The organism is Myxacorys chilensis (genome assembly GCF_059505265.1).
Genome location: NZ_JCACKG010000087.1, coordinates 1 through 14,887, shown reverse-complemented (window position 1 = coordinate 14,887; position 14,887 = coordinate 1). Strand labels below are relative to the sequence as shown.

Here is a 14,887-nt window from a genome sequence, read left to right as displayed (position 1 = left end):
TAGTACAAGGTGACACTCCTACTCTATCTTATATTTAATTGCACCTCTCTACTTAGCAACGATGGAACGATTCAGGTTTGGAAGCTTTTTCACAATTCGGACAACCAAACTGTAGGAGAAGCACTACACACATTGCCTGTAAAACCATTATCTGGAAAAAGTGTCGTTGCGTTTAGCCCTGATGGAAGAACGATTGTAGCGAGCGGCGAGCAAGGAAGTCTCAAGATTTGGAATCGCAAGAATATTGAGTTTGAAGGGTGAGCTTACTAATTTTGGTAAAGCCAATCGACAATACTTTCTCTGCTACTTGGCCTTTGGTTTTAGCTTTAGGGCACCTCGAAAAATCGGGAAAGAGTCTCTCAAACTGAGACTGTAGAGGTAATATACCCGTAGACTGGGTAGCCGAGAATCGCTAACTAAGGACGGAAAGATTTACAACAACACTTTCTGAACTAGAGGTGCATTATAACTTTCCGTACGATTAGGTGAAACGTTAAAAGATCCCTATGACCCCTCAAAAACATATTGTCTTTGTTTCGCTGCCACTGCTAGGACACACGAATCAGCTGCTTGCGATCGCAGAAGAACTCGTGAGCCGTGGGCACCGTGTTAGCTTCGTCATCAATGATGCTGTTAAAGTATGGGTGGCTCAAACGGGTGCTGAGTTCATTGCTTGGAATCCTCCAATTGATTCAAACAGCGCGGCTCGTTCGTCAGCCCTGATGTGGCAAACAGCGTCTCAGAGGGCTAACCGTTGGCAAGGAGATCGCTTGATGCTGAAGCAGATGATTGCTGTTTATACGCCGTTATATCACAGCATTGCCTCGATTCTGCAAGCGGCTTCCCCGGATTTGTTAGTCATCGATCGCGCCGTGTTTCCCGCAATGGATTTCGCTCAGCAACACCAAATTCCCTACATTGTTCAAACTCGATTTCTGGGCAACTTTGTCAAACTTCCTGCTCATGCTCCTCAGTTTGGTACTGCTTATTCCCAACAGATGAACTTCTGGGAACGCTGCCTCAATCGGCTTGCACCTACAGCGTTACAGACCTATCTACTCCCCACGTTGTTAAAACTCAATCAGGTACGAAAAGCTTGTGGAGGCGGTGAGGTAGGCGATCCGTTTGAGCACCAGATCACGATCGTTGGCAATACCTTTGACCTAGAGATTCCTCGTCCGCTGCCTGATCATGTTCACTTAGTCGGACCGATTTTTGCGAAAGCAATGCCGGTATTAACGGAGAGCTTGCAGAACTGGCTCGATGCGGCACAATCCGAAGGGGGTGTTGTTTACATTGCCTTTGGAACGCTGGTAACGATTCAAGCATGGCAAGCTCAAGCCCTGATCGAAGGACTCACTAAAACTGGGTTGCATGTGCTCTGGTCGTTACCGGAGGCTCAGCGCTCTCTACTGCCGTCACTGCCAGCCTCAGTCCGGGTGGAATCGTTCGTCCCTCAGCCCGCAGTTCTCTCACACCCTGCTGTGCGCCTGTTTGTGAGTCATTGCGGCATGAATAGTATTCTAGAGGCGCTGTATTGGCAGACTCCGATTTTGGCATTACCATTTTTCGGAGATCAGCACGATAATGCAGCTCGGTTAATTGATGTGGGTGTGGCGCGACGGCTACATAAACAACAATTTGACGCGGCTGAAGTTACTGCCAAAGTTGAAGCTTTGCTGCATGATCTGAATATGCAGAATGCAGTCGATCGCATCTCCAGCAAGTTTAGGCAAACGAGTGGGCGCGATCAAGCAGCAAATCTTGTTGAAACGGCACTCATGAGCCGATGAGTAGCAATGAGGGTAATCGTTGCTGAACAACAATAGGTTGAGAAGTGAGTACCGTTGTGTTCGACAAGGACTAGTCTGAATCTCTATTCTTTTGATTCAGTCACATCAGGCTTTTGCTCTTGCTTCTTCGGCTTGCGGACAAATCGCAGCTTCAGGTCTGCCATCATCGCTTCCAGACTTGCGCCTCGACCACTAGCTTTGGCATAACGATAGGCTTCTAGTGCCTCTTCGTAAGCTTCTGAACCAATTGCGATCGCGGTTGCATCTACGAGATCCCGGAGTTGATTCAGTGCCATTAAAGTAGTAGACAAGCGATCGAAGGTCGTCAAATTCTGTTTGAATTGATCGACATCAAAGGAACGCGGCAAGAAGTCAGCGTTTTGCTGGATCACCTCTAAGACTTTTCCGGCAAAGACGCGGTTTTTATCGCCCATGCCTAATAGACTTTTTCGCTCTTCTGCGGTGAGGTCTTGCAAGAAGGGTAACAGGTTGCGCATCTGAGTAATCAAACTCAGAATGGTGTCGCGATCGCTTTGGCTTAGGGGTTCAGAGCCAGCAGATGTCAAGGATTCAGACAAGAAGGATGTAGCGGCAGCAGTGGATTGAGCGGGAGTTCCGTTCCCCTGACTCGTACCATTGCCATTACTTGTTGTTTTCATGGTGCACCTAATTTTAGTGAAGGGCAAGGTTGCTGTACGTGGCGGGGGTAAGTTGAGTATTCCCGGATGGGGTGTTGGGATCACAGAACAAACGCGAAATTCACTTCAATAAGCTTCCATAGCTGACGCACAAGCTTCCAAAGCTCACACGCGGACTACCAACACTCATTGCATGAGCTTCCATAGCTCACACACGAGCCTCCATAGCTGATGCACAAGCTTCCAAAGCTCACACGCGGACTACCAACACTCATTGCATGAGCTTCCATAGCTCACACACGAGCTTCCATAGCTGACGCACAAGCTTCCAAAGCTCACACGCGAACTTCCGAAGCTCAGACACGAACTTCCAAAAATTATGGAGGGTGCATTAGGTTGATGCGCTTTGAGGGATAAGAACAGCAATTACCCGGAGGGGAACACCACATTGTTCTGCTAAAGCGCGGTTTCTGCGGAGTTGCGCTTTGCGCTAATCGCCTCTGAATGATAAAAGTTTGCTGAAGGGATTCAAATATGCTTCAAAAGCGGAGTTATTATCGAACAGCTTCTCTGTATAACATGCTGCACAGGAATGTTATATCGATCGTTGTCTGCCTAATCACCCATTTTGGAGTGTTATGTAGATCTCTGTCTGCATAACACTCCAATTCGGAGTGTTTACGGGTATTCCTTTGCCTAATCACCTATTTTGGCGTGTTATACAGATCTTCGTCTGGATAATGTGCTGATTTGGGGTGTTATACAGATCGACCTCTGCCTAAGATCCCAATTTGGAAGTGTTATGCAGAATAGGAGGGAGCAAATCCATCTAAAAAAGAGTTGGGTCGCTTCTGACCTTGCAATAGTTTAAGTAGAAATTGTGTGGAATTGATGATACAAACTCACATATGCACGAAGTTGAAATTAGAAATGCCTGTTTGGATGATTCTCCAGCAATCGCTTGTCTGATGTCTCAGCTTGGATATCTAACATTTCCCGATGAAATGAAGGAGAGGTTAGTGGCTATTTTGGTTGATCCTAGCTACATGACTTTTGTGGCAGAGTATCAGAAAGAAGTTGTCGGTGTAATCGGGGTCGGAGTTGGTCGTTATTATGAAAAGAACGGGACATACGGGCGGCTCTTGGCTCTTGCTGTAGATGAAAAGTGGCGTAGTCGAGGTATCGGAGCGTCATTAGTGGCAGAAGCCGAGCGCTGGCTGAAAAAGCGTAAAGTCACCTCGATTGTTGTCAATAGCGGGAAACAGCGCAGTGCAGCACATCGTTTTTACGAGCGGCTTGGCTATGAAGAAACGGGCTTGCGCTTGGTAAAGTTGTTACTGTAATTGCTACCCAACAAGTACTATGCAACGGGCAAGCTATAACCGCTGACGTGGATGCGAAGATGTAGGTTGCTGCTGATGGCGATCGTTATGCAGCTAGTTTCGCTGTTGAGGCGCACTTGAGAAGATTTTTGTTACTGTCCAAAACTGGAATCAATCCAATTATTTTGATGGTCTGGTAATTGCCAATGTCATCTGTTGCCTGTCTGCATCAAATCTCACCCTATTTACTTGAGCGTTTCAAGGCATATCCAGCCCTTGTTGATTTGTATCTAAACGCCTACTCGTTGAAGAGCCGGATGAGATCAGGGGTTGAGCAGTGGTCAGCCATTCAAGAGTTACAAGACGAGCTTGCTGACATCTGCCAAGGAAGTTGTGAGTTTCGTTTGCACATCCAAGATTTTGAGCACATCAAGGCAGATATTCCATTAATTTTTGCAGAGTCTAGATTCTCAAACTTTCAATTGGGAACTCGCAGTGCGGTTGGTGGAGGGTGGGAATCTCTGCATATTTTTCTGGCTGGTACTCATCAATTAAATCCATCATTTGTTATTCGTAGGGATGAAAACCTAAATAATTTTCTACTTGTTAATCTCATAGGTGGTGGTCAATCAATCGGTAATAATTTGGGTTATGGGAAGCCAAGTTACTTTGAGCCAAATATAGTAGAAGAACTCAACAAGGCTTTGAGAGAAATTGACAAGGATGATTTTCAGAAGCGATGGCACTTTATTTATGAAGCAAATAATTTTTCGGCTAGTGAAATAACAGACGAAGATATTAAGGAGTTTGTGCAGTTCTATCGTGAATTAAAGAAGTATTTCAAAGGGGTCGTGAAGGAAGGCGATGCATTGCTGTTTTCAGTAGGTTAGAAGCAGTATGTTGCGATCACTGCATAACTTAGATACGCTCGCAGAGGTTCAAACTTATGTGCAGTGGGTGGAGTGGAAACTGAATCATCTAAGGTGAAGGGTGAATCAATCGCCGCTGCAAAGCTATAATTTGATCAATATTCAGATACTTTTAACGTGTGAATTACCGAAATTACATCACGATCGAACCCAATAAACGTGGTGGGAAGCCTTGTGTCCGTGGCTTGCGAAGTTGACTTTTAATGAACAATTTCGCCTTCATACAGACGAAGGTTCTGCAATTGAATTCAGCGACGGATTTTGTACTTATGCTCGTTATGGAAAATTAGTCATTGAGACTAATAAATGATACGAGTTAAAATCAAGAGGCTTGTGATCGGTTGTGTATGAGTGAAACCGTCTACATAGAAACCAGCATTTTGGGCTATTTGACTGCGCGACCCAGCAGAGATCTTGTTGTAGCTGCCAATATTGAGATCACGAGGGAGTGGTGGGATACGCGCCGCAGTGATTTCCAGCTCTACTCCTCCCAAGCTGTCGTGAAAGAAACCTCACAGGGAGATACCGAAATTTCATCTCGACGCCTCGAAATCATCCGCAACCTCGCGTTACTCGATTTGAACCAATCCGTATTTGATTTAGCAGAGCAATTTTTGGAACGCAGTAGCCTTCCCGCAAAAGCTGATGTTGACGCTGTTCATATTGCAGCAGCAACTGTTCACGGTATGGATTACCTACTCACATGGAACTGTAAGCACATTGCCAATGCTCAAATTCAAAGAAAACTGGCAGAAATTAGTTTTGATTTAGGATACGAGTTGCCGATTCTTTGTACACCCTATGAACTTCTCGGAGATTGACGATGTATCAAGATGCAATTGTAGAAGAAATTCACAGAATTCGGGAAGAGTATTCTCGGTCATTCAATCACGACTTGAAAGCCATCTTTGCTGATTTACAAAAGCAGCAAGCGGAAAGCGAAAGAGAAGTTGTGAGCTTATCGCGAAAGCCCGGTCTAACAAAACGCTGGAGCGGACGGGCGAGAGATCTCGGTGAGGATACAAAGGATATTAGCCGCCGCTCAACTTAGCCGTTATTGCGGATTTGCGATCGAATAACTCTCCAAAGCGCCAGCGAAGCGGAGTCGCATGTTGCGTTTCTCGAACTTGCTCGATCGAGAACTCAATCAATCGCTGTGCGCCAACAAAGCGCTTTAATTGTTCTGCATCCCAAACAATCTTCGCCTGTCCACTCAGTTGCAGCGTATGTCCTTGTTCAAAATCAATCAATAACAATCCTGCATTTGGGTTTACGCTCAAGTTGCCCAATGTCTGAAACATGTTGTTACCCACGTAATCGGGAAACACCAGCGTGGTCGCGTCAATCACTCGGACAAATCCTGGATAACCGCCTCGGTGCGAAACATCTGCGCCCTGTTGAGAATGCGTACTGGCAATGAAAAAGGTATCCGTTTGAGCGATCGCATCTCGATCTGCATCAGTCAATAAGTTCCTAACTTGAACTTTAGGAGAAGGTAATGGCTCAGAACTAAACTCTACCTCACGAGTTTGGATGTATTTTGGACAGTTGAAGAAAGCCTGTTGTATCTGTATCTGAAGGTAATCAATAGTAGCGATCGTGACACGACCATTCACACGCAGTCGTCTTCGGTTTGCTAAATCGATGATTAGTAATCCAATTTGGGAATTGCTCTGTAAGCTTTGGTGCAGTGGATCTGTAGTAGAAAAATTAGTTTTGATTTGAATCGTCTGTGGGTCAATGCTCTGGACAAATCCAGGAACGCCCGTCAGGAGTGATGCCCAAACACGGTCATCGGGTGAGATTGAACCTGCGATCGCAAACGGTTGAGCGCGAAGAAACTCTACGGCAGCGGGTTTGAGCGTCTTGCTAATCACCCGACTTAATTGTTCAGCTTCAGCCCGCACCCCAGCACGAGTTTGAACCTGGATTTCTCCATCATGAAACGGAATTACTTCTTCGTGAGCCATAGTTGTTAAAGTCCAGGCATCGCTTCATACCCTGGCAATTGTTGAATCCGCTCAATCTATGCGCTGACGTAGCTGTAAGGCTCTAGAGATTGCCTTCAGGGACTAAGGGGACAACCCATTTTCTCTGTTCTTCAGCCTGAGTAATCACGAATTCTGTTAATTAAATTGACACAATCTTGCAGGTTGCTAAGCAAGTGCCCCTTCAGGTAGTCGCTTCAGATAGCGCCCTTGTGGTGAACCCAATACCTGCCCTCGATCGTAAATCAAGTTCCCGCGCAAGAATGTATGCTTGACCCGTCCCGTTAACTCCATTCCCTCAAAGGGGGTGTACCCTTGCTTCGACTCGGATTCAGTAGCCCGGACAACAAACGTTTCATTCGGATCTACGAGCGCCAAGTCAGCATCATACCCGATCGCGATGTCGCCCTTCTGCAAGAGACCAAATCGCTGCGCGGGATTCCAACACAGTAACCTTGCCATGTGGTTGTAGGACATGCCCCGCTTGCTCCCTTCGCTGACAATCCCTGAGAGTAGATATTCTGTACCTCCAAAGCCAGCTTTAGCGAGCCAAATGTTGTTCGGATCCTGGAGGCTGGCTTTTTTCTCTGCAGAACAGCAAGCATGATCACTGACAATCCAATCTATCTGATTCTCCATCACGGCATTCCATAGATACTCAACATCCGATCGAGGTCGAATTGGAGGATTCACTTTTGCCCATTTACCTGTAGGGGTTTCAACATCGAGAAGGAGATGCCCCACTGTGACTTCTCGCCTGAAGTTGATGTGGGGAAATGTTGTTTGCATCATCAGAGCCGCTTCGACGGCTTTGCGAGAACTGAGATGGAGCAAATTGATGTTCACACAGTTCGTTTCGTGAGCGAGATAAGCTGCAATACAAATGGCTAACCCCTCTGAGTGAGGAGGACGAGCGGCGCTATAAGCACTTAGTCCAGTGAGGTTCGAGTCTTGCTGCACTATTTTGGTGTAAGCATTCAGGATGTCGGCGACTTCACAATGCAGACTGAGGCTAATCGTATTCTGTAGAGCGGGATAACGTTCCCTCAGTTGAGACAAGCCCCGCATAATGAATTCAAAGTGAGCAAAGTCGTAGCGCTCTTCTTTGTTGATCATCAGAAATAGATTCTGTTGATCGGAAAGGCCATGAAGACCGTATCCTCCGTAAAACATAAAAATTTTGAATGAAGCAACGCCATGCTGCTCAAGCAACCATTGCATTTCGTCAATATGCCCAGCGCTAATCGGCGCTATATGGTAGCCATAATCCACAAAAAAGTTGCCCTCTGATAAGGCAAGCACTTCTGGAAAAAACTCTTTATAAGAGCCACCTTTATTCAGATAATACTGACCTGTGCGGATGTAGTTTAGGCTAGTTGTTACTCCTCCCATTGCGGCGGCTTTGCTCTCAGCGATCGCATCTTGGTCAAGCGGCTGATAAATTCCGATGTGCATATGGGCATCTACGACACCTGGAAAGCCAAGCAGGTTCTGAGCGTCGAACACCTCTTTCGCCTGATCAGCGCTGATTTCGGGCGAAATTTGAGCGAATTTACCATCCTTAATTCCCAAATCTAGACGCTCCACGTCCGATTGGTTTGGACGAACCACGCGGACGTTTTTGATCAGTTTATCCAGAGCTAGAGTTTCGGACACAGCGCCTCCTGCAAAATTAGTGAGACCAATTCTAGAATGAGAGAGCGAGTTGAGTTTAGCGTTGTTTAGGAGGAAAAACGATGGAACAGTTTAACGAGTATCATTTAAACCCCAAACAGTTTCCTTTTTTGAACATTCTTCGGGAGAACTGGCACGCGATTCGAGATGAATTTATATCATTTAGGCAGAACGCCTCTGGGGAAGAGGTACAGTTTGTTTTTGATGTCATGGCTCCTAAAAGTAAAACAATTAAGACCAAAGGCAAGTCGAAATATAGTGCTTTTGGTGTGTTGTTTCAAGGAATGTTTATTGAACAATATATTCAAATGCATCACATTCGGTATCCGCAGTATGAGTTACAGAACGTTCCAGAAAAAGCACTTGAATTAAAAAAACGATATTTTCCAGCGTTAACTGAAGCGATCGACAAAACCAATGCGATCGATGACGTTCTTAGAAATGTGTATTTTGGGACATTCCTTCCAAGATTGGATGTCAAACTGCATGTAAACTACAACCCTCACATGAATCGCGGCTATTTAGGGTTGATTGTGCCTGAAGGCGATATCGCTATGAAAATATGCCATGACACGCTTTATTGGCATGAAGGCGAATTCATGGTTTTAGATCACAGTTATCCTCACTGTCCGCATAATTACACGGACGATGAAAGAACCGTTTTAGTTGTAGATTTCTTCAAAACAGATCGGCCTAGGGACGAAGTGAGACAGTTCGAGCAGGAATTAGTCAGACAGCGAATGCAAGAAAATCCTTATAGCTTGGGGGTTTTTGGTAAGAATGATCAAGCGAAAACAGAGGATTTTATTGAGTATGGCTTAAGTCATCAATTGGAATGGGATAAAGCGTTAGGCGCGTAATTCAAGTTGATTTTTGCTTCGTTTAGCCCATTCGCTAACGCGATCGCTTGTTGTTTTCCTGTTTCCATCAAAGGGGCATCAGGTTATTGCCCGGTTGCCTAACAATGCCTGACGAGATACAAAACTTGGCTCATGTGCGATCGCCTGCTAGCTTTGCACTTTCACAGATAACATTCATCGACTGTCACAATCTAAGAACGAAACCGTCTAACGATCGTGTTGAGCGGTTGACAGAGAACTTGCGACACATGCGGATATGAGTAAATCCGCTCCAACACGATCGTTAGCCTGCGGGTAACAGGCGCGATTACACTCCACCCCCTGTTGAGTTCAGCACTTGTCCAGTGATCCACTGTGCATCATCCGTCGTTAGCCAACCGATTAAACGGGCAGCATCTTCTGGTTGCCCCCAACGCCCTTGAGGGTTTAAGTCTCGGATTGATTCATATAGCTCACCACTCGCCCAACCTGTATCGGTCGCACCAGGATTTACAGTATTCACGGTAATCCCTCGCCGAATTAGATGCGCCGATAAACTCAGCGTGAGTTGATGCAATGCGCCTTTCGATGCAATGTATGACAGTTCACTGGGCATGGGATTCAAATGTTGCCCAGACGTTAAGAGAATGACCCGACCACCAATAGGGCGACAATGTTGAACCGCAAACGCTTGCACTAACAATAATGTCCCTCGCACATTAATCTGCAAATGTGTATCAATTTCTGCTGCGGTGAGTTCTTCCAGATTCCCCATTGTGCTGTAAGTATGATTCGCAACCAAAATATCGATGTGTCCTAAGGCTTGAACAGCAGCATCCACAATTTGGCTGGGCACAGCAGGATCGAGAAAATTCCCTTCAGCATTTGCGATCCGTGTACCATGTTTCTGAAGGGTCAATATTAACCCAGCAATTCCATCAGGGTCAGCTCCCCATTCTTGATTAGCGTCATAGGGTGAAAAAGAGTGAATAAAAACGTCTGCACCCATTATTGCTAATTGTTGTGCGATCGCAAAGCCAATTCCTTTACGCCGACTCACCCCTGTAACGAGAGCAACACGATCTTTTAATACTAATTCAGGCAAAACAAGAACACCTCTATCCCCTACTTGTCATATCTATCACTGATGTAACTTCAAACACTTTACTAGAAACTTTCAAATCACCGCCGTCGCTCGAAACGAAGCAGGCTAACGATTTATTAGACTGACGGTTTCCGCCTAACTGCCAACCCTCGGACATTAGCCCGAAGTTTGTCTTTCTAATTTCCCTATTAGGCGAGTTAGGCTGCTCAGCCTCGGATAACGTCCCACATCAAGCAGTTAGACCGACATCTTCTGCCTAAGTCCGAAATTTGGAAGATTAGATCGACCCATGTTCCGCATATTACCCCTCGACAGGGACATTAGGCAGAAATTTTCTGTATTTCTTCTCAAAGAAAGCTTGTACTATTCTGTCTCAGATCCCATTCAACAGAACTCGGTTGATGAATCGGATCAGGCAGGATGAAAATGCCGCCGAAGAAGCTTTTAGACCAAGTACGCGATGCGATTCAAGTGCGACACTACTCTTACCGCACTGAAGAGGCTTATGTACAGTGAATTCGACGGTTCATCCTCTTCCATCACAAACAGCATTCTAAGGATATGGGTGTTTCCGAAATCGAAGCATTCCTAACCCATTTGGCAGTTCAAGAACGAGTGGCAGCTTCGATACAGAATCAGGCGTTCAGCGCTGTGCCGTTTCTGTATCGCGAGGTGTGGCGACAAGAACTAGATGAGTCAATCAACGCGATTCGAGCTAAACAGCCACGACAACAACTGCCGACGGTACTGACAAAAGCGGCAGCGCGATCGCTCATTCAGCAACGATTAGGAGTGCCGCTCTTCATATCGTTTCAATTCGATTTACCATCGCTGCCTAAATACTCTCGGTATCCACAAATTTGATCGTCACGAACATCAAACGAAACAGCGACTCGATTTTTGTAAGGGTTTCCCCACATGAGTCCCTCATCGCGGAACTCAAAAACAACCGTTGTTTCATTGCTAGTCACGCGATCGAGGGTCAACGTTAGCCCGTCGCTATACACTTGGGAGACATAGTTAAAGAATTCGATCGCGCGTTCTTTTCCGACATTCAATCCGTGAAACTGACCCAGCGGAAACCAGAATGAAAAATCGTCGGTGAGCATGTCGAGGAAGGCTTGCCAGTCTCCGGTCGCAAGTCCATGTTCAAAGTGAGCAAAGGCTTGCTGAGCAACGGCTAATGTATTGGCTGATTCTGTGGTCATAATTGCAGCCTTCGTAACAGGGTTTTGAATCGATCTTCAACGGCGAGAAGTTGCCCGACTAAGATTATATCGGGTTGGCTTGGATCAATGGAAGTTCGGTAATGTCTGTGCTGAATGGTGCGATCTCTTCGCGATCGCACCCCAACTTATAGCGCAACCATAACGCTATTTCTTTCAGTGCGATGTTTTTGCGATCGCGACTCGGAGGGCAGCGGTTCCTTTGGAGTTGCGCAAGGCGCTAATCGCACGCAGCGATCTGGCGGTAGCTGATAGGCTTTTCAGTGCTGCTGAGAAATAAGGTGATGACGAGCGCTCAGGAGAACGGATTAGGGTTTTGGTCGCCTTTGAGCAGTTCATCGAGTAATTCAGGTCGAAAGGTCATAAGTGTTGTGTCTCTCATTTCAGGATTTATTAGATCAAACTTTTGACCCTCTTACACAATTGATTTTATGTACCAAACAATCACGATCGCACGATTGATAAACTAACTGATCCCGGATCTCCTAATTCAGATTGCTCACCTAACACGGCTATATCGAATTAATCTTAGAAGAATAATCCCTGTAACAAAGCTACTAATTAGTCCTGAAATGATTCCGATCATTCCCAAATGAATTGCCAACTGTACAGATACAGATAACAGTTTGAGCCGCCAGTACCCCCAAATACCTATGAGATAAGCTGTCGTCCAACCCGCACCCCAACCCATTGACCAAGCGTAAGCATTTGTCAGGCACCAAATCACACGAGTACGAAGCGTCCATCCTTGAATCCCGCCTAGAATTGCACCTTCAATTAGCCCACCAGCAATTCCACTATGGGCAACGCGCTGAACTGATTCTGCAAAAGTCGAAAGTTTATTAAAGCTACCCCATATAGATAGCTCATTAACCGCTAATCCAATCTGTGCAATGAAGAAGACACCAAGCGTTGTGTCCAGAATCCACCGACGTGGGATGGGCATCCCTTGATCTTTAAGCTGCAACCATTGAACGACCCCAAGCACAAAGCCTGCAAACAGGCTACCGAGAAGACTAGGAGAATCAATGTTAAAGTCGCGAGTCGGAGGATGATAGACCCCTTCAAGCCAACCCGCTAACGCAAAACTCAGTCCTAAACTCAAGCTGCTTGTACTGATCCAAAGTAATGGTACCTAAACTCTCTTAATTGCATAATTCTGTCTGGGTGATGTTCTAGACCCGTGTATGTCATGAGGGAATGGAGTAGTTCTTAGCTGCTCATGTTGATATGGTACTTGAACCCGTTTGCTGTCCAAGTTGCAATAGTACGAACGTCGTGAAAAATGGCAAAAGCGATGAAGGTAAGCAGCGCTATCGTTGCCGTAATGCTGAGTGTCCCCGCCGCTCTTTCATTCGAGAGTACAGTTATCGGGGCTATCTACCGGAAGTGAAGCAGCAAATCAGCGATATGGCAGTCAACAGAAGCGGGATTCGAGATACAGCACGAGTGCTGAGAATTAGCCCCACAACCGTCATTGAGGAATAAGAAAACGGTCGCCATCTCGAACGAGTTAACACCTCTCTACTCCAACAGATGGAAAGTTCACCGACGAGTGCGATCGTAGTCAAAGTTGAAGAAGCGGAAATGGACGAGATGTGGAGCTTTGTGCAGTCCAAGAAACAGCAGCGTTGGTTATGGCACGCTATTGATCATCGCACAGGTGCAGTGTTAGCTGATGTCCTTGCTCCGCATGAAGATGCAGCACCCAAAGAACTTCGGCAATTGCTTGCTCCATTTGCCATTAAGCGCTTTTACACCGATAGTTGGGGTGCGTACTTGCGCTTGTTAGAGTCTCAGAAGCACACCGTAGATAAAGCAAACACTCAACGGATTGAGCGCAAGCATTTGACGTTCCGTACGCAGATTAAGCGGTTAGCTCGAAAAACGATTTGCTTTTCTCAATCCACTTGGCTGCACGATGTTGTGATTGGATTGTTCATCAACCGTTATAAATTCGGTCGGGCTGTGTGATAGTTCATCCGCCGGTCTAGAACATCACCCAATTTTCGAGTGCAGCGCATTCCCACCATCGCTCGCCACCCTCGGTGCTTGACCGCTTGGAGAAACTCAATCGTGCCGAATCTCAGTGTCAGTCAGCACAATCACGGGTGCATCTAGAGTCAAGGCAGGGGGCACACCTGCCAGTAACTTACATGCCAATTGAGCGGATTGGTCTGCCCCTCACCTCGTCAGACCCGAAAACTCCACAGAATTCGCCAACTGTCAAAGTTGAGATACAACACGACCAGATGCAGTCTACACTTGCCGTTAAGCATTCGCACCCAAGGGTCAGGCGCAGCGGGGTTCTGGGTCGGGGTACTCAGATGCAAAAACTGACCGCACTTCTCCAATGTCGTCAGGTCAATCAGCACTTGCAGGGGCATATCTTTACGCGGACGATGCTGCCCCAGTTGTTGAAGAATGATCTTGCGCGTGGCTCGAATCACGCGGCGAGTAGACCACGAGTAATGGTTCAAAAATCGACTAGGCGAACTCGCAGATTTTACTTGAGTGTGCTGAGGTAAGGGATGCCCCAGGGCGTCGAGAAACAACCCAAACACTGCGTTTAGACTGGCTTTTTTCCGAGCTAGGCATCAAGTATAGCAGGCTATAAACTAGCGATTGGGCGTGTACAACGATGGTTTCCATAACCGTCTCATGTTTTTTCTACACCCTTTCTTCCAAATTTTGACGCTTTTGGCAAGTCCTATTGAGAATGGTGCAAGACCTCAGCTAACGCTTAACGAGCTACGAAACCTTACAATTAGGGCCGCTTAGTAAGGTGTGCCACAGCGGGCTTGTAGATCTGCTTCAGCCAACCCAAAGTTTTGTTGTCGGCAGAGCAAAACTTGTGCGGTGCGCTGCTGCGCATAAAGGCGATGGACAAACCAGCCAATAGGTGCTCCCGCAACCATACCAAGCACAACACCTATGAGTAGACTGGAGAGCAGATTTTTTCGGGTAATCTTACGTTCTGAATGCCGATGGGCAACCGGAGTTTCTTGCATTGGAGTAGCTATGTGAATCTAGAGTCCTCACAGTTAATTGAAGAAAAAAACTAAGTGCAGATCATCCCTCCCTCTACAGACATTTGTAGCGTTTCAAGGTAGAGATGACAGCCATCAATAGTCCTATCTATCCTGGGTTGAGTCTCGATACTCATCATCTAGAGCAGAGAGGCATTCTTCTATTTGATTGACCTAAAGCGACTAATTTGGCACGAGTCCAAAATATGACAGTGAATGTGTCAGTCGCTAGCAGGTTAGTGAGGTAGTGAAAGGGTATTGAAATAGTTGCAGCGAATCTCAGTTAGTCTCAGTAGATCAAAAATTTTCTAAGAAAGGGGTAGAGTCAGGCAAGAAAGCATTGA

17 protein-coding genes and 1 pseudogene are annotated in these 14,887 nt (G+C 46.2%); 10 read left to right on the top strand and 8 right to left on the bottom strand.

The features are described 5' to 3' along the window. Nucleotides 1-9: 9 nt before the first annotated feature. Nucleotides 10-261 (top strand): WD40 repeat domain-containing protein, encoded by a 252-nt coding sequence (locus tag AC5JLB_RS05535; RefSeq protein WP_495872848.1) that lies wholly within the window; start codon nt 10-12, stop codon nt 259-261. Between the two features lie 245 nt (nt 262-506). Then, nucleotides 507-1,793 carry a glycosyltransferase gene (locus tag AC5JLB_RS05530; protein WP_495872847.1) on the top strand — a complete coding sequence of 429 codons (1,287 nt, stop codon included), beginning with the start codon at nt 507-509 and terminating at the stop codon, nt 1,791-1,793. A gap of 83 nt (nt 1,794-1,876) precedes the next feature. Here AC5JLB_RS05530 and AC5JLB_RS05525 read toward each other — a convergent pair whose 3' ends face one another. After that, nucleotides 1,877-2,452, bottom strand: coding sequence for a hypothetical protein (locus tag AC5JLB_RS05525; RefSeq protein WP_495872846.1), 576 nt, complete (start codon nt 2,450-2,452; stop codon nt 1,877-1,879). 887 nt (nt 2,453-3,339) lie between these two features. Here AC5JLB_RS05525 and AC5JLB_RS05520 point away from each other — a divergent pair. The 4 genes from AC5JLB_RS05520 (at nt 3,340) to AC5JLB_RS05505 (ending at nt 5,733) form a co-directional block, all read left to right on the top strand. Then, complete coding sequence (locus tag AC5JLB_RS05520; RefSeq protein ID WP_495872845.1) at nt 3,340-3,774, top strand: GNAT family N-acetyltransferase; 435 nt, start codon at nt 3,340-3,342, stop codon at nt 3,772-3,774. A 185-nt stretch (nt 3,775-3,959) separates the two neighbouring features. Beyond that, nucleotides 3,960-4,643: a DUF1877 family protein gene (locus AC5JLB_RS05515; RefSeq protein WP_495872844.1), complete on the top strand. Its 684-nt coding sequence runs from the start codon at nt 3,960-3,962 to the stop codon at nt 4,641-4,643. 386 nt (nt 4,644-5,029) lie between these two features. Then, nucleotides 5,030-5,503, top strand: a complete 474-nt coding sequence (locus AC5JLB_RS05510; protein WP_495872843.1) for a type II toxin-antitoxin system VapC family toxin — start codon at nt 5,030-5,032, stop codon at nt 5,501-5,503. Between the two features lie 2 nt (nt 5,504-5,505). Beyond that, nucleotides 5,506-5,733, top strand: a complete 228-nt coding sequence (locus AC5JLB_RS05505; protein WP_495872842.1) for a hypothetical protein — start codon at nt 5,506-5,508, stop codon at nt 5,731-5,733. Here AC5JLB_RS05505 and AC5JLB_RS05500 read toward each other — a convergent pair. After that, nucleotides 5,714-6,652 carry a pyridoxamine 5'-phosphate oxidase family protein gene (locus AC5JLB_RS05500; RefSeq protein WP_495872841.1) on the bottom strand — a complete coding sequence of 313 codons (939 nt, stop codon included), beginning with the start codon at nt 6,650-6,652 and terminating at the stop codon, nt 5,714-5,716. The genes AC5JLB_RS05505 and AC5JLB_RS05500 overlap by 20 nt on opposite strands. A 186-nt stretch (nt 6,653-6,838) precedes the next feature. Next, complete coding sequence (locus AC5JLB_RS05495; protein ID WP_495872840.1) at nt 6,839-8,326, bottom strand: dihydroorotase; 1,488 nt, start codon at nt 8,324-8,326, stop codon at nt 6,839-6,841. A gap of 80 nt (nt 8,327-8,406) precedes the next feature. On the opposite strand from AC5JLB_RS05495, the gene AC5JLB_RS05490 reads away from it, so the two are divergent. After that, nucleotides 8,407-9,204 carry an aspartyl/asparaginyl beta-hydroxylase domain-containing protein gene (locus tag AC5JLB_RS05490; RefSeq protein WP_495872839.1) on the top strand — a complete coding sequence of 266 codons (798 nt, stop codon included), beginning with the start codon at nt 8,407-8,409 and terminating at the stop codon, nt 9,202-9,204. A 307-nt stretch (nt 9,205-9,511) separates the two neighbouring features. Here the strand turns inward: AC5JLB_RS05490 and AC5JLB_RS05485 are convergent, their stop codons facing one another. Further along, a complete protein-coding gene (locus tag AC5JLB_RS05485; RefSeq protein WP_495872838.1) occupies nt 9,512-10,288 on the bottom strand; it encodes an SDR family oxidoreductase in 777 nt (258 codons plus the stop codon). A gap of 516 nt (nt 10,289-10,804) precedes the next feature. Between AC5JLB_RS05485 and AC5JLB_RS05480 the strand changes: the two genes are divergently transcribed. Continuing rightward, nucleotides 10,805-11,152 (top strand): site-specific integrase, encoded by a 348-nt coding sequence (locus AC5JLB_RS05480; protein ID WP_495872849.1) that lies wholly within the window; start codon nt 10,805-10,807, stop codon nt 11,150-11,152. On the opposite strand, the gene AC5JLB_RS05475 is transcribed toward AC5JLB_RS05480, so the two are convergent. Next, a complete protein-coding gene (locus tag AC5JLB_RS05475; protein ID WP_495872837.1) occupies nt 11,101-11,496 on the bottom strand; it encodes a nuclear transport factor 2 family protein in 396 nt (131 codons plus the stop codon). The two genes, AC5JLB_RS05480 and AC5JLB_RS05475, sit on opposite strands and share 52 nt — an antisense overlap. Nucleotides 11,497-11,610: 114 nt before the next feature. Between AC5JLB_RS05475 and AC5JLB_RS05470 the strand changes: the two genes are divergently transcribed. Next, a complete protein-coding gene (locus tag AC5JLB_RS05470; RefSeq protein ID WP_495872836.1) occupies nt 11,611-11,766 on the top strand; it encodes a hypothetical protein in 156 nt (51 codons plus the stop codon). A gap of 247 nt (nt 11,767-12,013) precedes the next feature. On the opposite strand, the gene AC5JLB_RS05465 is transcribed toward AC5JLB_RS05470, so the two are convergent. Continuing rightward, nucleotides 12,014-12,619, bottom strand: a complete 606-nt coding sequence (locus AC5JLB_RS05465; protein ID WP_495872835.1) for a hypothetical protein — start codon at nt 12,617-12,619, stop codon at nt 12,014-12,016. A 125-nt stretch (nt 12,620-12,744) separates the two neighbouring features. Between AC5JLB_RS05465 and AC5JLB_RS05460 the strand changes: the two are divergent. Further along, nucleotides 12,745-13,488, top strand: a pseudogene (locus AC5JLB_RS05460) (IS1 family transposase). A 218-nt stretch (nt 13,489-13,706) separates the two neighbouring features. Here the strand turns inward: AC5JLB_RS05460 and AC5JLB_RS05455 are convergent. Together AC5JLB_RS05455 and AC5JLB_RS05450 are read right to left on the bottom strand one after the other, a co-directional pair. Beyond that, nucleotides 13,707-14,078 carry a hypothetical protein gene (locus AC5JLB_RS05455; RefSeq protein WP_495872834.1) on the bottom strand — a complete coding sequence of 124 codons (372 nt, stop codon included), beginning with the start codon at nt 14,076-14,078 and terminating at the stop codon, nt 13,707-13,709. A 213-nt stretch (nt 14,079-14,291) separates the two neighbouring features. Further along, complete coding sequence (locus AC5JLB_RS05450) at nt 14,292-14,525, bottom strand: hypothetical protein (RefSeq protein WP_495872833.1); 234 nt, start codon at nt 14,523-14,525, stop codon at nt 14,292-14,294. Nucleotides 14,526-14,887: the final 362 nt, after the last annotated feature.

What these genes read in the sequence shown, in the direction of transcription:
- AC5JLB_RS05515 (WP_495872844.1), top strand. Translation starts at nt 3,960, where the DNA reads ATGTCATCTGTTGCCTGTCTGCATCAAATCTCACCCTATTTACTTGAG.
- AC5JLB_RS05505 (WP_495872842.1), top strand. Translation starts at nt 5,506, where the DNA reads ATGTATCAAGATGCAATTGTAGAAGAAATTCACAGAATTCGGGAAGAG.
- AC5JLB_RS05500 (WP_495872841.1), bottom strand. Translation starts at nt 6,652, where the DNA reads ATGGCTCACGAAGAAGTAATTCCGTTTCATGATGGAGAAATCCAGGTT.
- AC5JLB_RS05520 (WP_495872845.1), top strand. Translation starts at nt 3,340, where the DNA reads ATGCACGAAGTTGAAATTAGAAATGCCTGTTTGGATGATTCTCCAGCA.
- AC5JLB_RS05530 (WP_495872847.1), top strand. Translation starts at nt 507, where the DNA reads ATGACCCCTCAAAAACATATTGTCTTTGTTTCGCTGCCACTGCTAGGA.
- AC5JLB_RS05510 (WP_495872843.1), top strand. Translation starts at nt 5,030, where the DNA reads ATGAGTGAAACCGTCTACATAGAAACCAGCATTTTGGGCTATTTGACT.
- AC5JLB_RS05525 (WP_495872846.1), bottom strand. Translation starts at nt 2,452, where the DNA reads ATGAAAACAACAAGTAATGGCAATGGTACGAGTCAGGGGAACGGAACT.
- AC5JLB_RS05450 (WP_495872833.1), bottom strand. Translation starts at nt 14,525, where the DNA reads ATGCAAGAAACTCCGGTTGCCCATCGGCATTCAGAACGTAAGATTACC.
- AC5JLB_RS05470 (WP_495872836.1), top strand. Translation starts at nt 11,611, where the DNA reads ATGGTGCGATCTCTTCGCGATCGCACCCCAACTTATAGCGCAACCATA.
- AC5JLB_RS05490 (WP_495872839.1), top strand. Translation starts at nt 8,407, where the DNA reads ATGGAACAGTTTAACGAGTATCATTTAAACCCCAAACAGTTTCCTTTT.
- AC5JLB_RS05475 (WP_495872837.1), bottom strand. Translation starts at nt 11,496, where the DNA reads ATGACCACAGAATCAGCCAATACATTAGCCGTTGCTCAGCAAGCCTTT.